Annotated in this window: 20 protein-coding genes, 1 pseudogene and 1 riboswitch; of the genes and pseudogenes, 15 read left to right on the top strand and 6 right to left on the bottom strand. The window is 64.1% G+C overall.

Annotated elements, in window-relative coordinates; all coding sequences use genetic code 11:
- Positions 1-83: 83 nt before the first annotated feature.
- Complete coding sequence (locus ACIQT2_RS15375) at positions 84-650, bottom strand: NAD(P)H-dependent oxidoreductase (RefSeq protein ID WP_400333303.1); 567 nt, start codon at positions 648-650, stop codon at positions 84-86.
- An 85-nt stretch (positions 651-735) separates the two neighbouring features.
- Between ACIQT2_RS15375 and ACIQT2_RS15370 the strand changes: the two genes are divergently transcribed.
- The 6 genes from ACIQT2_RS15370 (at position 736) to ACIQT2_RS15345 (ending at position 8,849) form a co-directional block, all read left to right on the top strand.
- Positions 736-1,341: a TetR/AcrR family transcriptional regulator gene (locus ACIQT2_RS15370; protein WP_402948023.1), complete on the top strand. Its 606-nt coding sequence runs from the start codon at positions 736-738 to the stop codon at positions 1,339-1,341.
- A gap of 350 nt (positions 1,342-1,691) precedes the next feature.
- Entirely contained in the window at positions 1,692-2,675 is a 984-nt protein-coding gene (locus ACIQT2_RS15365; protein ID WP_400333309.1) for an ABC transporter permease, read from the top strand.
- Positions 2,675-3,646, top strand: coding sequence for an ABC transporter permease (locus ACIQT2_RS15360; protein WP_402948019.1), 972 nt, complete (start codon positions 2,675-2,677; stop codon positions 3,644-3,646). The genes ACIQT2_RS15365 and ACIQT2_RS15360 overlap by 1 nt, the downstream gene beginning before the upstream one ends.
- On the top strand, positions 3,643-5,790 hold the full coding sequence (locus tag ACIQT2_RS15355) for a dipeptide ABC transporter ATP-binding protein (protein WP_402948016.1): 2,148 nt from the start codon (positions 3,643-3,645) through the stop codon (positions 5,788-5,790). The genes ACIQT2_RS15360 and ACIQT2_RS15355 overlap by 4 nt, the downstream gene beginning before the upstream one ends.
- Before the next feature lie 68 nt (positions 5,791-5,858).
- Entirely contained in the window at positions 5,859-7,589 is a 1,731-nt protein-coding gene (locus tag ACIQT2_RS15350; protein WP_402948013.1) for an ABC transporter family substrate-binding protein, read from the top strand.
- Positions 7,590-7,799: 210 nt separating this feature from the next.
- Complete coding sequence (locus ACIQT2_RS15345; protein WP_402948010.1) at positions 7,800-8,849, top strand: Gfo/Idh/MocA family oxidoreductase; 1,050 nt, start codon at positions 7,800-7,802, stop codon at positions 8,847-8,849.
- On the opposite strand, the gene ACIQT2_RS15340 is transcribed toward ACIQT2_RS15345, so the two are convergent.
- A complete protein-coding gene (locus tag ACIQT2_RS15340) occupies positions 8,846-9,319 on the bottom strand; it encodes a hypothetical protein (RefSeq protein WP_402948007.1) in 474 nt (157 codons plus the stop codon). The two genes, ACIQT2_RS15345 and ACIQT2_RS15340, sit on opposite strands and share 4 nt — an antisense overlap.
- Before the next feature lie 48 nt (positions 9,320-9,367).
- Positions 9,368-10,546, bottom strand: coding sequence for a WXG100 family type VII secretion target (locus tag ACIQT2_RS15335; RefSeq protein ID WP_402948005.1), 1,179 nt, complete (start codon positions 10,544-10,546; stop codon positions 9,368-9,370).
- 272 nt (positions 10,547-10,818) lie between these two features.
- Between ACIQT2_RS15335 and ACIQT2_RS15330 the strand changes: the two genes are divergently transcribed.
- The 6 genes and pseudogenes from ACIQT2_RS15330 (at position 10,819) to ACIQT2_RS15305 (ending at position 14,383) form a co-directional block, all read left to right on the top strand.
- Positions 10,819-11,532, top strand: a complete 714-nt coding sequence (locus ACIQT2_RS15330; RefSeq protein WP_402948002.1) for a hypothetical protein — start codon at positions 10,819-10,821, stop codon at positions 11,530-11,532.
- Positions 11,533-11,669: 137 nt separating this feature from the next.
- Positions 11,670-12,227, top strand: coding sequence for an RNA polymerase sigma factor (locus ACIQT2_RS15325; RefSeq protein WP_402947999.1), 558 nt, complete (start codon positions 11,670-11,672; stop codon positions 12,225-12,227).
- Positions 12,224-13,087 carry a hypothetical protein gene (locus ACIQT2_RS15320; protein ID WP_402947996.1) on the top strand — a complete coding sequence of 288 codons (864 nt, stop codon included), beginning with the start codon at positions 12,224-12,226 and terminating at the stop codon, positions 13,085-13,087. The genes ACIQT2_RS15325 and ACIQT2_RS15320 overlap by 4 nt, the downstream gene beginning before the upstream one ends.
- A 147-nt stretch (positions 13,088-13,234) precedes the next feature.
- A complete protein-coding gene (locus ACIQT2_RS15315) occupies positions 13,235-13,420 on the top strand; it encodes a hypothetical protein (RefSeq protein ID WP_402947993.1) in 186 nt (61 codons plus the stop codon).
- A gap of 12 nt (positions 13,421-13,432) precedes the next feature.
- The gene (locus ACIQT2_RS15310; protein ID WP_402948188.1) at positions 13,433-13,834 is read left to right on the top strand and encodes a class I SAM-dependent methyltransferase; all 402 of its coding nucleotides are present in this window, start codon (positions 13,433-13,435) and stop codon (positions 13,832-13,834) included.
- Positions 13,835-13,880: 46 nt separating this feature from the next.
- A pseudogene (locus tag ACIQT2_RS15305) lies at positions 13,881-14,383 on the top strand (GNAT family N-acetyltransferase).
- Between the two features lie 31 nt (positions 14,384-14,414).
- Here ACIQT2_RS15305 and ACIQT2_RS15300 read toward each other — a convergent pair.
- Positions 14,415-14,870, bottom strand: a complete 456-nt coding sequence (locus ACIQT2_RS15300; protein ID WP_402947987.1) for a GNAT family N-acetyltransferase — start codon at positions 14,868-14,870, stop codon at positions 14,415-14,417.
- A gap of 148 nt (positions 14,871-15,018) precedes the next feature.
- Here ACIQT2_RS15300 and ACIQT2_RS15295 point away from each other — a divergent pair, with 148 nt between their 5' ends.
- The gene (locus ACIQT2_RS15295) at positions 15,019-15,501 is read left to right on the top strand and encodes a hypothetical protein (protein WP_402947984.1); all 483 of its coding nucleotides are present in this window, start codon (positions 15,019-15,021) and stop codon (positions 15,499-15,501) included.
- Between the two features lie 304 nt (positions 15,502-15,805).
- Here the strand turns inward: ACIQT2_RS15295 and ald are convergent, their stop codons facing one another.
- On the bottom strand, positions 15,806-16,924 hold the full coding sequence (gene ald, locus ACIQT2_RS15290) for an alanine dehydrogenase (protein ID WP_400333346.1): 1,119 nt from the start codon (positions 16,922-16,924) through the stop codon (positions 15,806-15,808).
- A gap of 210 nt (positions 16,925-17,134) precedes the next feature.
- On the opposite strand from ald, the gene ACIQT2_RS15285 reads away from it, so the two are divergent.
- Entirely contained in the window at positions 17,135-18,349 is a 1,215-nt protein-coding gene (locus ACIQT2_RS15285) for a PucR family transcriptional regulator (protein WP_402947979.1), read from the top strand.
- Positions 18,350-18,452: 103 nt separating this feature from the next.
- Positions 18,453-19,373 carry an AEC family transporter gene (locus ACIQT2_RS15280; RefSeq protein WP_402947977.1) on the top strand — a complete coding sequence of 307 codons (921 nt, stop codon included), beginning with the start codon at positions 18,453-18,455 and terminating at the stop codon, positions 19,371-19,373.
- Positions 19,374-19,567: 194 nt separating this feature from the next.
- Here ACIQT2_RS15280 and ACIQT2_RS15275 read toward each other — a convergent pair whose 3' ends face one another.
- Complete coding sequence (locus ACIQT2_RS15275) at positions 19,568-21,127, bottom strand: hypothetical protein (protein ID WP_402947974.1); 1,560 nt, start codon at positions 21,125-21,127, stop codon at positions 19,568-19,570.
- 3 nt (positions 21,128-21,130) lie between these two features.
- Positions 21,131-21,280: riboswitch (cyclic di-AMP (ydaO/yuaA leader) on the bottom strand.
- Positions 21,281-21,572 lie beyond the last annotated feature (292 nt).

The following is a 21,572-nucleotide window of genomic DNA, read 5'->3' as shown; positions in this document are numbered from 1 at the left end:
AAGAGTTGGTCACGCCGGGAAACGAAGATGCCCCCGTTTCGCCCGGGGCAAGCAGGCGGAACGGGGGCAAGAATGGGGGAGCCTTAGGCGGCGACTTCTTCTTCCTGGACGGCCGTCAGGGGCTCGAAGATGCCCTTGATCTGCTCAACAACTTCGGCGTCGTCCTTGGGGTGCAGTTCGGCGAAGCGGATCATGGAGCCCGGCACGGCGAGCTTGACGTCTTCCAGGACCTTGGCGCCGGCAATGCCCACGGCCTTGCGGGCTTCGTCCTGCGCCCAGACGCCGCCGTACTGGCCAAAAGCGGTTCCGACGACGGCGGTCGGCTTGCCTGCGAGGGCGCCGGCGCCGAAGGGGCGGGACAGCCAGTCGATGGCGTTCTTCAGCGATGCGGGCACGGTGCCGTTGTGCTCGGGGGTGACCAAGAGGATGGTGTCTGCCTTGGACGCGGCTTCGCGCAGGGCGGCGGCTTCGGCGGGAACCTGGCCTTCGATGTCGATGTCTTCGTTGTAGAACGGGATGCTTCCCAGGGAGCCGTGGATCTGGACGTCGACGTCCTCCGGGGCGTTCAGCTGGATGGCTTCGGCGAGCTTCTTGTTGTGGGAATCAGCGCGGAGGCTGCCGACGAGGGTAAGAACAGTGCTCTTGGACATTGGGTTCTCCTTGGTGAGTTTGAGCCTTCATCGATACTAAACGGACCGCGGTCCGCTTTCTATTCCCGGGTCTAGAATGTTTCTTGTGAGCTTCATCCCAATGCGGCCCGACGTTCCCCTCGGGGCGCCCCACGAGCGCAGCGATGCCGCACGGAATCGCGAGCGGCTGCTTTGCGCTGCCCGCGAGTTGGTGGATGAGTTCGGGGCGGAAGCGCTCACCATGGATGCGCTCGCGTGCAAGGCGAAGGTGGGCAAGGGGACGGTCTTCCGGCGATTCGGCAGTCGGGCCGGGCTCATGATGACCCTCCTCAGTGACTCGGAGTCCGAGTTCCAGCGTGGCTTCATGTTCGGGCCGCCGCCCCTTGGTCCCGGCGCGCAGCCCAGGGAACGGCTCGTCGCCTTCGGTGAAGGCCGCATCTATTTTGTCCTCGAATACGGGGATCTCTGGAAGGCGGCCGGAGCCTCCACCAGGAACCGCTTCGATGTTCCGGCCACCGTGCTGGCCCATCGACATATCGAGGTCCTGTTGCGCGAGGCGGGTGTGCCGGATCCCTGGGTGATGGCGATGACCCTGATCTCGGCACTGGACCCAGAACGCATCGTCAACGATGTCCGCGTTCATGGCATCTCGCCCAAGCGGCTCACCGATTCCTGGGGAGAGCTGGTCAGCCGCCTGGTCGCGGGCCGGTAGGCCGCGAAACCGGCGGTTGCACCGAAGAAGGGCTCCGGTGTTCACTCGCGATTCGCGCTGGAGTTCACCCGGGAGGAACTCCAGTGGCGTAACCTGCCGTTTCGTGACGCAGTCTGTACATAACAATCTGGCCGCAGGGGCGAAACTGGACCTCGTGAAGCGATATGTGAAGCAGTTATTGTGGTAGTTTCCTCTTGAATGTGACCCATGCCATACAACGGCCGGCGTTCACTGAAGGGGCTTTGGGGGTACATCACCCCTGCGCCAATTCGTAGCTGACACCGGCCACAGCCGGGAACCGCGGAAGGACCAGCTTTGAGCTTTGCCACGATCCAGGGCAGCTGCCCGACATGCTGAAATATCTGTTGAAGCGGTCGGGGATCTACCTGATCATGATCTTCCTGACCACGAGTGCGGGATACTTCCTGGCAGTCTCCACGCTCAAACCGGCCCTGCTTGAGCAGGAGAAAATTCCGCGGCCAACCCCCGAGCAAGTCGCTGCTTCCTTCAAGGGCCTCGGCCTCGATCCCAACGCGAACCCCTGGGAGCGCTACGTCGAGTGGCTCGGCGGGATCGTCACCCGCTGGGACTGGGGCCGCAGCCCCAACGGCGCCTTCGTGAACGCCGAATTCGCCGACCGGGTGCTCGTCTCCACCCGGCTGTTCATAGCGTCAATCATCCTGACGCTGATCATCGGCGTGGCCCTGGGCGTGTACTCGGCGGCCCGGCAGTACAAATACCAGGACCGCGTCATCACGTCCTACAGCTACCTGGTCCACATCCTCCCCGCCCCCATCGCTTACTTCCTGGTCCAGCTGGGCGCCATCGGCCTCAACGAGGCCGCGGGGCAGCGCATCTTCTTCGTGACAGGAATTTCGACGCCGGGAATCGACCCCGGCTGGCCCGCTTTCGTCGACCTGGTGGCCCACTACGCCGTGCCTACCTTCGCGATGACCATCTTCGGTTGGGCGGGCTACCAGATCGCCCAACGCCAGTACCTGCTGGACAACGTCAACGCCGACTTCGTACGCACGGCCCGGGCCAAGGGCCTCACACGCAACCAGGCCATTCGGAAACACGCCCTGCGGGTCTCCTTCATCCCGGTGGCCCAAAGCATCGCCTTCACCATCCCCGCTATCTTCACGGGCGGCTTCTTCGCTGAGGCCATCTTCGCCTGGCCCGGTATTGGTCTGTGGAGCATCCAGTCGATCGGACTCCAGGACGTCAACGTCGCCACCGCCACGCTGGCCTACGGTTCGGTGATCTTCGCGATCGGCGCCATCCTTGCCGACTTCGCCACCACGCTGGTCGATCCACGAGTGAGGGTCCAGTAATGACCAACATCATTGATCCCATCGCCGAAATCGAAGAATCCCGGGTTTCGGACCCGGACGTGGTGATCGGGAAATCCCGCATCATCTTCCGGCGCTTCATGCGGAACAAGACCGCCGTGGCCGGCCTGCTGATCTTCCTGGCGTTGTTCCTGTTCTCCTTGCTGGGCGGTTTCCTGACCCCGTGGGACAAGGTCACCATCGATCCCTTCAACATCGGCATGGGCCCATCGCCGGACCACTTCTTCGGCACCACCCAGGCCGGCATCGACCTCATGGCCCTCATCGTGGACGGAACCAGGACATCGATCTTCATCGGCCTGATCGTCGGTGGGCTGTCAGTCCTGATCTCCGCGGTCTACGGCTGCACCATGGCGTTCTTCGGCGGCAAGGTGGACGCCACCATGTTGTTCATCCTGGAAGCCCTCATCATGATGCCCGCCATCCTGGTGGTCGCCGTGGCAACGAGCGGCAGTGGCGGGCTCAAGGACCTGCCCAGCTGGCTGCTGCTGATCATCGTGTTGCTCTTCTTCAGCTGGATGGGAACCGCCCGTTTGGTTCGGTCCCTGTCAATGTCCCTCATGCAGCGCGACTACGTCAAAGCTGCCAAGTACATGGGAGTCCCTTCCCGCCGCATTGTGTGGCGCCACCTGGTCCCGAACATCGGCTCGCTCCTGGTCCTGGACTTCACCCGCGGCATTACCGGCGCGGTGCTGGCCGAAGTTGCTTTCTCCTTCATCGGCATCGGCATCAAGTACCCGGACGTTAGCCTGGGCGTCCTGATCGGCCAGGCAACCGGCCAGGTGTCCTCCTTCCCGTGGATGTTCTGGGTTCCGCTGATCGTCATGTTCCTCCTCACGGGTTCGCTCGCCATGATGAACGACGGACTGCGCGACGCCTTCGACCCCAGCTCCAGCTCCATCGGACGGGCGAAACGCAAAACACCCAAGACTGTGAAGGGGGCCAGCAAATGAGCACCAATATTTCCCACACTCCAGCCGAACGGCTCCGTGACGCCGGCCTGTACGCTCCGGGCGACGCCGTACTGAGCGTCCGCGACCTCAACGTCCGCTTCAATTCCGAAAACGGCGTGGTCCACGCGGTCCGTGGTGTGGACTTCGACCTCATGCCGGGCAAGACGCTGGGCATCGTGGGCGAGTCCGGCTCGGGCAAGTCCGTCACCTCCATGGCCATCATGGGCTTGCTTCCCGAAACCGCTGACATCACCGGCTCCGTCCGGTTCAAGGGCAAGGAACTTCTTGGCCTCAGCGACAAGGCCATGTGCAAGCACCGTGGCAACGACATTGCCATGGTGTTCCAGGACCCGCTGTCCTCGCTGACCCCCGTTTTCACCGTGGGCAACCAGATCATCGAGGCGCTCACGGTGCATAACCCCACCATGAGCAAACAGGCAAAAGAAGCCCGCGCCGTCGAGCTTTTGCGCATGGTGGGCATCCCCAGCCCGAAGGACCGGCTCAAAGCGTTCCCGCATGAGTTCTCCGGCGGCATGCGCCAGCGCGTCATGATCGCCATCGCGATCGCCAACGATCCGCGGGTACTCATCGCTGATGAACCCACGACGGCGCTGGACGTCACCATCCAGGCGCAGGTGCTGGAAGTCCTGCACACCGCGCAGGAGGAGACCGGTGCCGCCGTCGTCATGATCACGCACGATCTTGGCGTGGTGGCCGGCATGGCCGACGACATCATGGTCATGTACGCGGGCAAGCCTGTGGAATCCGGGACTGTGGAGGACATCTACTACAACCCCCGGATGCCGTACACACTGGGTCTCCTCGGCGCTGTTCCCCGAGTGGATTCGTCCGAGAAGCAGTCGCTGGTTCCCATTGAGGGGACCCCGCCCAACCTGGCCCTGCCGGTGAACGGCTGCTCCTTTGCGCCGCGTTGCCCGCTGGCTGGCGAAGCCTGCCTGGAAGGTGAGCCGGACCTCTGGAAGGTGCCGGGCTCGGACGGCCACCGTGCGGCCTGCATCAAGTCGGACAAGCTGTCCGGCGACGCGGACGCGCACAAGATTTTCCACGCGCCGCCGGTTCCGGTGTCAAAGTTCGACGGCGTTCCCCGCCTCGAGCGCCAAAAGGTCCTGGAACTCAAGGACGTGAAGAAACACTTCCCGCTGCTCAAGGGTGCCTTGATCAAGCGACGGATCGGCACGGTGAAGGCCGTGGACGGGCTGAGCTTCGATATCCGCGAAGGCGAGTGCGTCTCGATCGTGGGCGAATCGGGGTGCGGCAAGACCACCACGCTCCTGGAAATCATGGAATTCCACCCGGACCAGGCGGGTGAAGTGGTGATCGGCGGAGTCAGCAACAAAGCAGCCACTGACAACAAGACCAAGATGGCCATGCGCAAGGAAATGCAGATGGTCTTCCAGGACCCCACCGGAGCCCTGGACCCGCGCTTCACTGTTTACGAGGTCCTGGCCGAGCCGCTGGAAAACCTGGGCATGCCCAAGGCCGCGGTCAAGAAGCGGATCATGGAACTCATGCGCCTGGTTGGGCTGCAGCCGGACCACGTGAACCGCTTTCCCAACCAGTTCTCCGGAGGACAGCGCCAGCGCATCGGCATTGCCCGGGCGCTTGCCGTCAACCCGAAACTCGTGGTGCTGGACGAGCCCGTATCAGCGCTGGATGTTTCCGTGCAGGCCGGAGTGATCAACCTGCTGGACAAGCTCAGGGCCGAACTCGGGCTGAGCTACCTCATGGTGGCGCACGATCTTTCCGTGGTCCGCCACATCTCCAACCGGGTGGCCGTGATGTACCTCGGGAAGATCGTGGAGACCGGAGACGTGGACGACGTGTTCGACAATCCACGCCATCCGTACACCCGTGCGCTGCTCTCCGCGATCCCCGTCCCGGACCCCGAGGTGGAACGCACCCGTGAACGCATCATCCTGCAGGGAGACCTTCCCAGCCCGTTGGATGCGCCGAAGGGATGTAACTTCGCGACTCGTTGCCCGGTCTTTGCCGCGCTGCCTGCTGCGAAACAGGAGAAGTGCCTTAATCTGGAGCCGCCCCTGGCTTCGGAAGGGCAACAGGACTTCGCGTGCTTCTTCCCGGACGGAGAAATAGATGCCGACATGCTGGTGGTGCATGCCTGACGACACATGACTCATTTGAACCCTGTATTCAACTCGCAATCCAAGTCGTAAAACATGAAGGGCAAACCATGAAGAAGTACACGACGATCGGCGGCGTAGCACTCGCGGCAGCGCTGATGCTGACCGCCTGCGGCGGGGGAACGCCGTCGGGTCCGGCCTCCCAGAAGGCCGAAGAAGCGGGCGGTGACATCAGCAAGCTGATCAGCGTCAACGCCAAGGAAACCAAGGACCTGGACCAAGGCGGCACCGTCACCTTGGCGGTGGGCAGCATTGGCCCCGACTTCAACAACAACTCCAACGTGGGTAACAGTGCCGACAGCTCCGCACTGCTGACCCCGGTGAACACGGCCGCCATCAGCAGCGGTGGCATCGGCGGTTGCTGGAAGCTCGACTACGACGGCAAGGCGACCCCCAACAAGGACTTCTGCGAGGACGTCAAGAGCGAAGTCAAGGATGGCAAGCAGACCATCACCATCAAGGTCAATGACAAGGCGACCTGGAATGATGGAACTCCGATCGACGTCAAGACCTTCCAAAACACGTGGAACATGCTCAAGGGCGAGGACAAGTCCATCGACATCGTCACCGCAGGCAACTACGCCTTCGTTGATTCGGTCAAGGCAGGTGCCAACGACAAGGAAGTCATCGTCACCACCACCCAGCCGGTCTACCCGCTGGAAAGCCTGTTCTTCGGCCTGATCCACCCCGCCATCAACACCGCGGACATCTTCAACAAGGGTTTCGCCGGCGACATGCACCCTGAGTGGATGGCTGGCCCCTTCAAGGTGGACAAGTACGATGCCACCGCTAAGACCGTCACCATGGTTCCGAATGAAAAGTGGTGGGGCCAGAAGCCGGTCCTGGACAAGATCATCTGGCGCCAGATGGAGCCCAGCGCCACCATCGCCGCCTTCAAGAACGGCGAAATCGACGCCACGAACGCCCGCACCCTGAACCGCTATAAGCAGCTCGAAGGCACCAAGGACGCCGACGTGCGTCGCGGCCAGCGCCTGTTCGCAGGTGGCCTGAACATCAACGCCAAGCGTCCGGCCCTGACCGACGTCGCAGTGCGTAAGGCGATCTTCACCGCCGTCGACCGCAAAGCCATCCGGGACGTCCGATTCAACGGCCTGAACTGGTCCGAAGAGAGCTCGGGCTCCATGATGCTCATGCCGTTCTCCGAGTACTACCAGGACAACTACCCTGTGAAGGAAACGGGTGCTGATGCCGCGAAGAAGGTCCTGACCGACGCAGGCTACACCGCCAATGACAAGGGCATCATGGCCAAGGACGGCGTCCCGGTAGCCTTCAAGATCACCAACTTCGGCGACGACCCCACCACCGGAGCCACGTCGCAGACGCTGATGGCCCAGCTCAAGGCTGCAGGCATGGACGTGACGATCGACCAGCGTGGTGACGCCGACTTCGGCAAGGTCCTGGGTACCCGTGACTTCGACCTCACCATTTCCGGCTACACCGTGGGTGCGGATGCCACCGACGCCGTGAAGCAGTTCTACGAATCCACCACCAACGAAAACGGCCTGGGTGATGCTGAACTGGACGCCGAGATCAAGCGCCTGGCAGCCATCGCCGATGACACCGAGCGGAACAAGGCTGCCGTCGAGGTAGAGAAGAAGCACATGGAGAAGTACTTCTCCATGGGTACCGTCCTCAACGGCCCGGAGATCCAGTTCGTGCACACGGGCCTGGCCAACTATGGCCCGTCCCTGTTCAAGAGCAACTCCAACGTTCCCGACTGGACCACCATCGGCTGGGAAAAGGGCAAGAAGAAGGGCTAACCCTTCCGAAGTTTGACCGGTAGAAGGCCGGGATCTTCCGCACCAGCGGAGGTCCCGGCCTTCACCTTTCCAGCCCTCTCTCACCGAACACCCCCAAAACCCGATCCCTCTCTCACCGAACATCCCCAAAACCCAACCCCTCTATCACCCGATGAGAGAGGGATGCCGGAAAAGGGCGGTTTGGTGAGAGAGGATCGGTAGCCTTGGGGCATGACCTCCTCGCCGATCCGTACCGCCGTCGCGGGCTTTGGCCTGTCCGGCAGTGTTTTCCACGCACCTTTCATCGCGGCCAACGCTGCCTACGAGCTCAGTGTCATCGCCACGTCGGACCCGGAACGCCAGGCAAAGGCACGCCGGCGGTATCCGCAGGCACGGATCGTCAACACCCCGGAGGACATCCTGGCCCTCGCGGACCACCTGGACCTCCTGGTGCTCGGCACGCCGCCCGCAACCCATTTCCCGCTCGCGAAAGCCGCGCTGGAAGCCGGCCTCGACGTCGTCGTCGACAAACCGTTCGTGGTCCACAGCCGTGACGGCGAGGAACTCATCCAGCTCGCTGCCAAGGAGGGCCGCGTCCTCACCGTTTACCAAAACCGCCGCTGGGACGGGGACTCGCTCACTGTCCGGAAACTGCTCGACGCCGGGACGCTGGGTACGGTGACACGGTTCGAGTCCGGCATGGAGCGCTGGGCGCCATCCATCGCCAAAGCGTGGAAGGCCGGCGCCACGGCGGACGAAGGCGGGGGAGTACTGTTCGACCTCGGCTCACACGTTCTGGACCTGGCGCTCCGGTTCTTCGGTCCGGCGAAAGTCACGTATGCCGAGATCACGGCCAGGCGTGCCCAGGAGCGTGCCGATGACGACATTTTCCTTGCCCTCCGCCACGATTCCGGCGTGGTGAGCCACCTGACCCTCAACCTCAACAGCCAACTGCACGGTCCGCGATTCCGCGTCCTCGGCACCAAGGGTGCGTACGCGAAGTTCGGTACCGATCCGCAGGAGCCGTTCCTCCTGGGCGGCGGGCTGCCCACGGACGCCGAGTACGGCGTCGAACGTCCCGAGGAGTACGGGACCCTCGAGGTCGGTGGCCAGCGGACCACCGTGCCCACCGAGCGTGGGGCCTACCCGGAGTTCTACCGCCTCCTTGCGGAAAAGATCGACGACGGCGGCACGGCCTCAGCGCTTCCGGTACCTGTGGATCCGGTCGGGGCGGTGGACGTGCTCAAGCTCATCGAGGAGGCACGGAGAATCGCGGTCTAGGCGATCTGGGCGCTGGCAACCACGGCGTAGATGGCCTTGATGTCGTCGCTGCCCTCCACGAAACGGCAACTGCCGGTTAGCTGGACCACGTCAGCAGCCACGCCTTGGTGAACCACGGTCACGGCGGTGAATTGGGTCAGCGATCCCGCATCCGGATGCGTGTAGTGCGCTTCCCGGATGTGCCAGTCCCGTCCGTTGATGACCACTGGTTCGGTGCCAAGCAGGACGGCATCCGGGAGTGACGAGAGGAAACCGTCCACCGAGGCGGCGATGTCCCGCAGTTGGTAGTCGGGAGCCCGGCGGGACACGGAGATAACGACGTTGGGCGTGTACTCCCCGGATATTTCCGGGGCAAGGAGCGCGCCGACGGCGTCGGGAACCACCTGCGTACGCCATCCTTCGGGCGGATCGACGCTGATGGAAGGGTAGGCGGGGAAGTCAGCGGACGGGAAAATCTGGTGCGATGGCATGGGATCCTCAGGGGTTGCGGGACAGCTGGCGTGTTCGGGGCTACTTCTTCAGGAAATCAACAAAGCCGGAGACGGAGTCCGCAAAGCCGGACGGGCTGATACGCACTTCTGCGCCTGCGCCAAGGCGAGTTCGGCAGTGATCTTGGCGCCAACGCCCAAGGTGAGTCCGTCCTCGTCCACGGAAGCCTTGAACGTGTAACCCTCGCCGGCGCCGGCGGCCACTGTTCCCGACGTGGTGAGGCGCTGGCCCAGGAATTCCACGTACTGCGACTGGGTAGCTTCGGCGCCCGCCCCGGCGCTCGCAGCCGAGCCCGTGACGCCGTCGGCCTTGCTCTTACCCACCTCCGCCTCGCCTGCACTGGCCCACGCACCGCCGCGGACTTCCAGGCCCTGGCCAAAGCCAAACAGTCCGCCTGCCACCTCGGTTTCATTACCGAACGTGACCTTTTGCCCGGCAAAAGCCTCGGCTCCTCCGCCGAAGAGGAACGAGTTGTTCCCGGCGTGGGCACTGGCCTCGGCGCCTGTCATGGCGCGGACCGTGGACGTGTTGTTCACCCAGCCGTCCAGGAAGTTGGTCTTGGTGGTGGTGATGTTTTCCGCACCCACGAACACTTCGCCACTGGCTTTGATGGACGCGGGGTCGAAAGGATTGAAGCCAAAGGGAACGCGTCCGCTGATACTGCCTTCACCCCGCGCACCGATGAACGTCTCGTTGGTGGTACTTGTCGAGACCGGCCCAAGGTTGCCGTTGCTTGAGACCACAAAACGGGTGCCCGCTGAACCGTCGGCGGAGGCCCCGAACTCGAGTCCGTTGGGACCCATCGAACTGTGGGCCTCGCTCTTGCCCTCCACTCCTACGGACCCCTCGGCACCCAGCTGGACGGGTCCGTAGGATCCGAGGTCAACGGAGAAACCACGAATGTTGGAGTAGCTGCTGCTGGCAACGAAGGCATCGCCGCGGGAAGCGAGTTCCTGCTCGGCAGCGTTACGGCGCAGTGCCTTGGCATTGGTCCGCAGGCACGCGGCAGCGGCACCGAGCCGCTGGGCCAGGTCGCTGTTCCACTGGCTGCGGAAACGGTCGGCGTCATTGCCGCGCCAATAATGGCCGTCCTGGACCAGGGAGGAGAGCTGGCGTTGGAGGTTGGTGATCTTCTCCGCGTCGGCATCCATCTGTTGCGAAAGACGCCGGAGGTCGCCAACGTCGGCACCGATCAAACCATGTCCCACAGCCGCATCCCCCTGCGTTTCGATATATGTAGCCCGTCCTGGATCAAGGACAAGGCCGGGTTTGCCCTGAGCCTAGCCGCTGCCAGTGCCTGGCCGCGATGGGCAGATCTCCCCCGGCAGCGAGCGGCGCGAAAGAAAATTTTCGAGAGCGCGTAACCTCACCGGGGTCCACAGCGATGTAGGGGGTGTACGGGCCACGTCCCGCACTCTGATCATCCGGCCGCGGCCCGTCCGCTGCCGGGGCAATCTCCCCAAACTTTTCGGAGGGTTTCATGTCCTTGTTCTCTGTCCTCGCCACCAGCAAAGTCGCCGCAGGCGTCCTGGCCGCCGGAGCGGTTGCCGCCGGCGGAACCGGTGTTGCCGCCGCCACCGGTGCGCTTCCCGCCGATATCCAGCAGACCGCCCACAACCTGGTGGGTGCTCCCGCCCCTGTCGCTGACAAAGCAGCTGCCCAGGCCACGGACGCAACGGACGCCGCGTCAACCAAGGCAACTGACCCCGTCGAGACCGCAAAGGCCAAGGCTGGAGACGTCAAGGACGCCGGCCTGGCCAAGGCTGAAGACGCCGTAGCCAAGGCACAATCCGCAGCCGGTGACTCCATCGAGGCGACGCCGGAAGCATTCGGTCTGTGCACTGCTTTCCTCAACGGCGGCCTGCAGTCGGATTCCAAGGTTCCCGGTTACCAGTCCCTGGTTGTTGCCGCGGGCGGCGAAGCCAAGGTTGACGCGCACTGTGCAGCGGTGGTTGACGCAGGCAAGGCTGCCGGCCTGAAGGCTGACGCCAATGCCAACGCTTCGGCAAACGCAGGTGCGTCCGTGGATGCCAAGCTCCCGGCCGTTCCGGCTGTGCCCGCCGTCCCCGCGACGCCTGAGCTCCCGGCCGTTCCCGCAGTACCCGCCACTCCGGCGGTGCCTTCGCAGGTGCCTTCGCAGGTTCCCACCCACGTGCCGGCAGCCCCCGGCGCAGCACTCGATTCTGTCCGCTAAGCACCTGGCGGCTACGGTTTAAGGGCGAGGGCTCCTCGGTTTGTACCAGGAGCCCTCGCTACGAAACGGATGGCAGCGTCGACGGTTCCACGGGCCCCGGGACGTCGCTGCGCTGCGTTGGATGGAGGCATCCGCGGGTGCTGAACCCTTTGGTTGAAGAGAATGTGCAGGCGGATCACGACGATCCCGCTCTGCTGTTCACGGCTGCCTACAATGCCTTCTCCGGGCCGGTCTTCGGCTACCTCCGCGCACGCGGCGTGGATGATCCCGAAGCTGTGACTCAGGACGTCTTCCTGGCCCTCTACCCCAAGCTCGCCACCCTGCGCGGAGGGCTGCAAGGGGCCAAGACACTGTTGTTCTCCATCGCCCACGCGCGGATGGTGGACCACTACCGGAAACGGGAACGCACCCCCGAGCCCACTCCGTATGAGGCGGACCTGGACAGCCGGAGCGCCCCTTCCGCCGAGGACCAGGCTGTTGGCGCCCTGGGGGTCACCGAACTCATGGACGACTTGGCCGACGATTACCGGGAGGTCCTGGCCCTGCGCGTGGTCGCGGACCTCTCAGTGGAAGAAGCGGCGGACATCATGGGCAAATCCCAAGGTGCCGTCAAACAGCTGCAACGCAGGGCACTGAATGCGTTGCGAAAGAAGGCTTTGGGGAAGCGCGCTTTGCAAAGGAACGGCACATCATGAGCGAACACAACCCGCGGCGCCAAGCGGAATCCGCCGTCGATCGCCTGCTGGACGACTCCGGGTTCCCGCACGGCAGCGATGTCCGCGACGAACTCCTGGAGCTTCGCTCGCTCGCGGACACCGCGCCTTTGCCCTCCGATGCCGTGCGCGCCCTGATGGTTGGCGACGCACCCACCGCCAAGCTCACGACGGCGGAAGGCGCCTCCGCGGTGCAAGAGCTGCCGACGGCGGTACTCACCACGGTCGGCTCCACGCTTGGGCTGCATGCCGATGAAACGCCTGCCGGCGCCAAAGCACCAACTACCGCTCAAGCACCCACCACTGCGCTGCCGGTGAAAGACGAACTGGCCGCCCGCCGTCGTAAGCGCCGGGCCGCCATCGCAGGACTTGCGGTGGCTGCAGCCCTGGGCGGTGGAGCAACCGCTGCCGCTGCCCAGGAAGGCGGCATCCCGGCAACCATCCAGCATCTCGGGTCAGCTGTAGGCTCGATGGTTTCGCAGTTCACGCCGGCCCCTGCTCCCGTGCAAAAGCATCCGGCAGTGCCGCCAACCTCCGGAGTCCAGCCGGCACCGGCTGCCCCTCAATCGACGGAGGGAGCCGTCCCCACGGAGGAGGGCAAGCCAGGCAAGTCTGGATCAGTGCCCTCGCAGACGGGCAAGGTCCCGGCCGCCGAAGTGTCGCAGCCGCCGAAGGACCAGGGCAACGCAGGCAAGGTGCCGCTGCCAGCGCCTCCTGTCACGCCACCGTCCCTCGGGGAGCCGTCGCTTCCCCCGAGCTTGAGGCCGTCCACCCTTCCGGAGACGCTGCCGTCCCACCTGATCCCGGAGGTCCCCAAAGCGCCGGGTGGCCCTGCGAAATGATGATTCGTGCCGGGTCCGACCGGCTGCTTTGAGGTCCGGGAGAGTGTGTAGCGTTTGGGGTACCTTCACCGGGCACTTTAACGGGCGGGCCTATGGGCATCCCTGTTGGTCCGGCGTGAGCATTCTGGTGGGACTAGGCTCGTAAAGATGGGGAACGAATCTACCCGGGCCGCGTACCGGACCCACGCCGCCGAGTACACCCGCATTCTTGGTTCTGTTGAGGATATGCATGAGCTTGATCAGCAACGCATCAGGCGTTGGGCAGCGGGCATCGACGGTCAAATGATCGACGCCGGGTGCGGACCAGGCCACTGGACTAACTACCTGCACTAACGAAACTCGACGATAGAAGGGATCGACCTTGTCCCTGAATTCATCGAGAGCGCCCGCGCTCGCTTCCCCGACGTGCCCTTTCGCGTGGGATCCTTCCGTGACATGGACTTCCCAGACAAAGCCTTGCATGGCGTGCTGTCCTGGTACTCCCTCATTCACATTCCCCCAGACGAAGTGCCCATGGCACTAGAAGAATTCGCTCGGGTCCTTGCCCCGAGAGGACAACTACTCCTCGGATTCTTCGACGGCCCGCCTGGTACACCTTTCCAACACGCAGTAACTACTGCCTACTACTGGTCCACCGAGCACATGGGGCACCTGTTGGCAGAAGCTGGTTTCCGCGTGCTGGAGATTGATATGCGCCAAGACCCCGGCAAGCGTCCCCATGCTGCCATAACCGCCACTGTCCGCTGAAGGATCGACTTGCGAGCTCAGCTGCCATTGGAAATAGAGTCGTAGCATGCCAACCCCACAACGGACTGATCGATTGCAATTCCGTGAGATGACGGATGCGGACCTCGACAACATGGCCGCGTTGCTCGGAGATCCCGAGGTGATGCGCTTCTACCCCGCACCCAAGTCTCGGGAAGAAGCGCAAACTGGATCCACTGGAATCGTGAGAACTACGCGGAGCACGGGTACGGCCTATGGATTGTCGAAACGCATGACGGAGACTTCATAGGCGACTGCGGCCTTACCTGGCAGCAGGTGAACGGCGCACAGAAGCTTGAGGTCGGATACCACGTGCGCTCGGACCTGCACGGCCAAGGGTATGCGACAGAAGCAGCCGCCGCTTGTCGCGACTACGCCCGACAAAATCTTGCAGCCAAGGAACTGATAGCCATCATCCATCCGGGTAACCGAGCTTCAGAGCGGGTGGCTAAGAAAATTGGAATGCACCGCATCGCTGATGATCTGGGCGGGAATATCCCCGTCCGAACAGTTTTGAGCATGCAGCTGTAGATACGTCCGAGAGCGTCCGCTGGAGGATCGCCTACCGGGACGCCTTGAAAAGGATGAGCTCTGACTGACCGCTGTCAGCGGTCACTCCGCGAATCTCCGAGAATCGGGCGACCGGCCTGAAGTTGAGAGCCTCATGCATCCTGATGGATGCCGTGTTGTGTTCGTTCGTGAAGTAGTACGCAATCGAATCCCGGGACCAGATCCATTCCAATCTCGCCCAAGTTAGTGCAGAACCGATACCTCGCCGGCGGAACCCCGGAGCGACTTCCACGCCACCGAGATAGTGGCCCGCTGGGGCGTTGCCTTCGGGTTCTGGGTGGAGATGCGTCTTGGCCACGCCGACTACTTCATCCTGTGTGACAGCCACCAGAACGACGCGGTCGCTCCTTGGAGCGATCATCGCACTGGTCCAACGAGTTCGGCCACTGGCATCACAGACCGCATTCACATCTCCCAGGTCATCCATGGTGGCTTCACGAACCTGCATAGGCACAGAGTACCCGGAGAGCTGAACCGCTCCGTCGTTCCCGCCCGCGAGCCAGTGGCGCTGCGGATACTCCAGCGTCCGTTAGGCGATCGGCTTGAGGGACGGCCTTAGCCCGGGCAACAGGCCGAACGATGACTAGGGTGAGCCTATGAACATCATTTCCGCCCCATCAGACCTTGTCATTGCGAACAGTGACGGAATTGACGTACGTTTCGCGGGTATCAACCTGGATATGGCACCCGGATACATAGGAGAAAGGGCAGGCGAACAGAGTGTCCACCTGCACCTAAACGGTATCCGCGGCACCGAAACCCAACTTCGAGATAGCCAGTTCTTGAGAGACCTTCAGGATTGGTCTGAACGAGACAAAGATCTAGAAATTGTTGGTCAGGAACAATATCCTCCCCAGATGCCGAGTATCGCTGTCTTCGATCAGATTGGCATCGAACTCACTGACGATGTCGGTACCGAGTACCGTCGTGTGGGCGGCAAGATGGCAGGTAGCGGAACAGAGTGGGATGCACTCTGGATTTACACCCCCGTACCTCCGCCCAGTGCCCGAACGCTGCAAATCGGGTTCGATGTAGACGGTCAAACCACCGGAAAGCACTGCATTCTAAGCCTCGATTGAAGACCGTCCGGTGGAGGATCCCGTAACGGGCATCCCAGAGCCGTGAACTCACAGCGGCCCGGGAGACCTCGACTCCGTGTGGCCGCCAACCCACTGACGGTCTTGACCTGATCGGCATGGCCAGGCCCTCAACTCTGAAGTCCTGTGGGCCCCAAGAACTGGGAAGTTCAGGCGAACCATCCGGAGCTTTCAGTTACCAAGCCCGCCCTACGGCTCGGCGACGCCTTAACCCAAACGACGGCCGGGTGCGGCTTCGATGGAAGCCGCACCCCGCCGTCGTTGTTCGCCTGAGGAGGCTCCGACGTTAGGCGGAGACCAGGCTGTGCCAGTCCTCAACGAGGGGCAGGTTGTGCGCCTCGGAGACGGAGTGGTGTGCCACGTGGCCTGCGGCGATGTTGAGGCCGGCAGCGAGTGCGGGGTCGCGGTCGAAAGCGGCCTTGACTCCGAGGTTGGCCAGGGCGACGGCGTAGCGCAGGGTGACGTTGGTCAGTGCGTACGTGGAGGTGTTCGGAACGGCGCCGGGCATGTTGGCAACGCAGTAGAAGATCGAGTTGTGGACCTTGTACGTCGGTTCCTGGTGGGTGGTGGGGTGCGTGTCCTCGAAGCAACCGCCCTGGTCCACGGCGATGTCCACCAGCACCGATCCCGGCTTCATCCGGGACACGAGTTCGTTGGTGACCAGCTTGGGAGCCTTGGCGCCCGGGATCAGGACGGAACCGATCACGAGATCTGCGTCGACAACTGACTTCTCGATCTCGTAGGCGTTGGAGGCGACGGTCTTCAGGCGGCCCTGGTAGAGGGCGTCGAGTTCGCGCAGCCGGTTGATGTTGATGTCCATGATGGTGACATCAGCACCGAGGCCCAGCGCCATGGCAGCGGCGTTGGTTCCCGCAACGCCGGCGCCGAGGACAACAACCTTGGCCGGGCGGACGCCCGGTACGCCACCCAGGAGGATTCCCTTGCCGCCGGCCGGGGCCATGAGGGAGGAAGCGCCGACGACGACGGACAGGCGGCCTGCGACCTCGGACATCGGAGCGAGCAGCGGGAGGGTGCGGCCTTCCTGCACGGTTTCGTAGGCGATGGCCGTGACGCCGGAGTTGATGAGCTCGGCGGTGAGTTCGGGCTCGGCAGCGAGGTGCAGGTAGGTGAAGAGGATCAGGCCCTTGCGGAAGCGGTGGTATTCGGCCTTGATGGGTTCCTTGACCTTCATGACCATGTCCGCGCGGCCCCACACGTCGTCAGCCTCGGCAACGATTTCGGCTCCGGCGATTGAGTATTCCTCGTCGGTGATGCCCGAACCCAGGCCTGCGCCGCGCTCCACCAGGACGGTGTGTCCGTGGGTGCGGAACTCGTGCACGCCGGCGGCCGTGATGGCTACGCGGAACTCGTTGTTCTTGATTTCCTTGGGGACGCCAATGATCACGTGGGGCTCCATCGTCAGCGGCCTCTTAAGGCCGGTTTTGTTGCTGTGGGCTGTGATTCCAGAATAGATCCGGCTGTGAGGCAGGCGACATGAGTGCTGCTGAAGTGCGCTGGCAGGAACCGCGTAAATTCAGGCTTTTTGAGATTCTTTGCTCGACATTTGTCGAGCACTCAAGCGTCAAGTGTCGCCTGCTGTTGGTACGCTTTCCGGATGCAGCAAGACGTGGAGCAAATCGTTGAACGCGTGGCGTTGAAGCTCGGGCGCGGACTCTCCCTGGAAGACCTCGACGGCGTCCTTCTCGCCTACAGTTCCAACCAGTCGCACGCCGACCGCGTCCGCGTGAACTTCCTGCTCAGCAAGCGCGTGCCAAGCGACGTCAGCGCGTGGCAGCTCTCGCACGGAATTGCGACGGCGGTGCGCCCTGTTGTGGTGCCGGCGAACGACGAGCTAGGCATGCTGGGCCGGGTGTGCGTCCCCTTGCTGGTCCGGGGTTTCCGTGTGGGCTACTTATGGGTCCAGCAGGACCTTGAGGAGCAAAGCGCGACGGCGATCCTCGCCGAACTGCCAGGGGTCCGTGACGAGTTGGACTTGCTGGCAGGGCTCCTGCTCGACTCGAACACGGCCGAGTCGGAGTTCCGGAGGCGCAGGGAGCAGGAGTTCCTGGCGGCCTGTGGCGGAGAATCCAACGCCGTCGCGGCGGTGGCAGGCTGGAAGGAAATCCAAGGCCGCGGTCCCTGGCAGGTGGTGACCATCCTGGACGCGGACGGTGCCGGGTCCGCCGTCGACCCTCTCGCGGCGACGCTGACGCACCGCTCTGCCGCGCTGCAGTCGACCATCGGCGTTGATGCGGCCCTGTTCAGTGCCGGGACCGAGACCCATTCCGTGGTCCTGTTCCGCGAATCCGGCGGCCGTGCCGATCACGCTCAAGTCTTGGTGCACTACCAGTTGGAACTGGCGAAGCGCGCGGGGCGGAAAGTGGATCGCGTGATCCTGGGCATCAGCGAGCCGATCCAGGTGATCCGGCAACTTGCGGGTGCGTACCGGCAATCGAAGGTGGCCGCCCAGGCGGCCGCTGTTGATCTTCCACTCGGCGAGCTCGTGGACAGCAAGTCCGTGGGGGTCTACCAATTGTTCGACCGGCTGCAGGCTCCCGGGGGTTGGGATGACGCCGGATCCGTGCACTTCCGTGCCCTCGAAGACCACGACCGGAATGGCGAACTGCTCCCCGTCCTGGAGCTGCTGTACGACAATGACGGCTCGGTCCAGGACGTCGCCGCCAAACTCCACCTGCACCGCAGCAGCATCTACAACCGGCTTGGCAAGATCCGCCAACTGATCGGCGTGGATCCGCTGGGCGGTGCCATCCGGCTGGAGCTGCATGCTGCGCTGAAAGCGCGCCGCTGGGCCGGGCGGCCGCGGATCTGACCCCGCCGCGCACCTGAACCGCACGCCGCGGAGCCAAATGGACAGCCGGGACACCGTCCGCCTACTCTGAGAAAACGGTTTCTCACCTCTCGGAAGGATCAGTGTGGGCGGCGTCGTTTCCGGAATCCTCACTATTTCTGCGGTCATCGCCGTGGGATACGTGGCAGTGCGATTGAAGGTGCTGCCGCCCGAGGTCCAAGGCGCCTTGACCAAGACGGCCTTCTACATCACCAATCCGGCGTTGCTGTATACGGTGGTGGCCGGCAGCGATATCCGTGCCGCGCTGGGAATTGATGCCCCGCTCGCGCTGCTCTCCGCCGTAATCGTGGGGCTTCTGTATTGCCTGCTGAGTTTCCTGTTCTTTCGCCGACCGGTCGCGGAAACGGCTGTCGGTGCCATGGCCAGCAGCTACGCCAACGCCAACAACATCGGCATCCCGGTTTCCCTTTATGCTGTGGGAACAGCGCAGCACGTTGCTCCCGTCCTCCTGGTGCAACTCCTGGTCCTGGCCCCGTTCTACGTCACCATCCTGGGGCTGGCGGGTGGCGAAAAGATCCACTGGAAGCGCGTCGTCCTCCAGCCGCTGGGCAACCCCATGATCATTGCCTCCGGGCTTGGCGTCGTGATGGCACTGACTGGGTGGCACGCGCCGGAACTGGTCCAGAAGCCCGTCGACATGCTGGCGGGGGCCGCCGTGCCCATGGTGTTACTGGCGTTCGGCATGTCCTTGGCAGGGAAAGCGCCGCTGCAGCAGGGGGACGGGAGGGTGGAGACCTTGGTGGCCACGCTCCTCAAAGTCGCAGGCATGCCTGTGGTGGCGTGGGTGCTGGCGCGGTTTGTGTTCGGTTTGGACGGCAACCACTTGCTGGCAAGCGTCATCATGGCTGCCCTGCCCACCGGGCAAAACGTGTTCCTCTTTGCTTCTCCCTATGGCCGCGGCACGGTTGTGGCGCGGGACGTGATCCTGTGCACCACCGTGCTCTGCGTCGCTGCGCTCCTGGTGGTCGCGTGGTTGTTAGGGTGACCCGGCGGCGGAGACGCGAATGAGGCAGCCACCCGCGCGGGTGGCTGCCTCATTGTCTTGCTGTGGGTCCTACGAGCGCCGCAAGCGTTGGCAGCTCCAGCGGCCCATCCGTCGGCGGAACGTCGCCGTCCGGCTGCTGCTGCAATAGCGGCCGTGCCAGCCGGCGTGTGTGGTGGTCCGGGGCATACGTGTGCTCACTTGAGCGCCTCCTTGGCGATGTCCAGCAAACCGTCCACACTCACGGTCGGCGCAGTCGTTTCAGGGGCGCTGCTTGCTTTTGGGCTGTTGCTCGGCCTCGGCTTCGACGTCTCGGTAGGGGTGGGCGTCGGCGTCGGAGTGACCGTCGGAGTAGTGGTGGGGGTCGGCGTCGGTGCCGTGATGGTGTCCGACGGCGGAGCGGGCTGGCTCGGGACCGGAGAGGTTACGCCGGGCACCGGGACAACAGCCGATGGAGCCGTGGACGGTACCCACTGCGGGGCTGCCAGCGAAACCTGGGGAGCAGCCGCGGACGACGCCGGCGCGGCAGCAGGTGCCTCTGCTGCCGGCGGTGCGGGGTCGGCTGAGGGCTGCACGGCTTCGGTCTTGGCGGCCGACGTGGACGAAGCTGTGGTGTACGACGGCGTGGGGCCGGGTGACGCCGTGCCCGTTGCCCGTCCGTCGTCGTCCTTGGAGGAGCCGCTGGCTTCCTGGGATTGGTTGTCCTGGCCGAAGAGCGGAAGATCCAGGGCCTGGCTGACCGTACCCACCGTCAGGACCAAGCCAAGTGCTCCAGCCACGACGGCCATGCGCTGGCCCATGGTCTTCACGGAAGCGGCCTTGGTCAGGACGGCATGCGGTTCCCGGGTGAAGGACGATGCCCCGAATGAACCGAAGGCCGACTTGCTTGCCGTGACCGGCTTGCTGCTGGCTGAAGTGCCGGCGCCGGCTGACGTGCCCGTGCCGGGAAAGGTGGTTGCGCGGCGCGGCTGTGAACCGTCAGCTGCCTTGGCCGCGGTGGCCTGCCGGCTTGCCAAGCCCGCGGCGGCGGTTGCGGCGGCGGCAATCTGTGCAGGCGTCTTCGGCTGGGCGCTGGATTCAGGCTGGGCATTGGACGTACCGAGCACCGGTGCGGCTACGGTCGGAATGGCCGCGGTGGCGGTCTCGGCCTCGACGGCGGGCTGCGCCGTCGGGATGGCGGCCGTTGCGGGTTCGGTCTCAGGTGTGGGCTCGGCCGGCTTCACCACGGGGATGGCAGCAGTCGCGGGAGCAGCCTGCACCATCGGAATGGCTGCCGTTGCGGGAGCGGGGTCTGCCTCAGAAGCGGGCTCGGCCGGCTGCACCATCGGAATGGCTGCCGTCGCAGGAGCAGCTTCCTTGTCGGAGGCAGGCTCGGCCGGCTTTACCACGGGGATCGCAGACGTCGGCGGCCCGGGCGTGGTCGACGCGGTCCGCGGAGCATCGTCCGCGATCGTGCTTGGTCCCTGGACTGAGGCAGGAGCCGCAGCATCGTCCGAAACCGAAGCCTCCGGCGCAATGACAGCCTGGGCGGCTGCCTCGCGCTCGGCCGCGCGGCGCTCCGCGCGCGTCATGGGCGCGGTGAGCGCAGACACGGTGGGCGCAGGCGGGGTGGGATTGACAGCAGTGGCGGGTGCCGCCGTCGTGCTTTCAGCGCTGGTGGGGGACTGTCCGCTGGGTTGGGCCCGACGGCGTCCGGATGGCTTGGTGCGCTCGATGGCCTCCTGGGCACGGCGCGGCTGATCCATGGTTGGGGACATGGGTGATTGCCTCTCAACGCCTGCGAGGTTAGCTGTCGGGTTCGGACGAGGCCGTCCGGCCGCACGTGGCGGCTTCACCCCAAGGGCCTGCGGAATTCAGGCCCGGGAACTCTGGGTCCCCCGTCTCTGCCGCGGATCTGGCGGATTCCGGGATGCGGCAGAGCTCGGCGTCAGCCCGGAAGCGGCCCAGCGGAGATCAGGGTCGCCCTTCGACCGTACAGGAGCAGGGAAGTAAAGTCACATTAATGTAACGGACGGAACGTCCAAGGTTTCGAGGTGGCCTTATCGCCTACCCTTCGGCGCTGGAGCCGGAGACGGCAATTCATGCTGGACCTTTTGTACCTGGTGCGCCTGGTGGGTTTCTGGGCGGTAGATCTCGTCCACGATGCCCAGGACGCCCGCCAGGGCCGCGCGTTTCACCGGGCGCTTAGTGCCCCTGCGCCGC

The sequence above is a fragment of the Paenarthrobacter sp. NPDC090522 genome, from assembly GCF_044769225.1.
In the GTDB taxonomy this organism is placed as follows: Bacteria; Actinomycetota; Actinomycetes; order Actinomycetales; family Micrococcaceae; genus Arthrobacter.
This window is presented reverse-complemented; position numbering and strand designations above follow the sequence as displayed.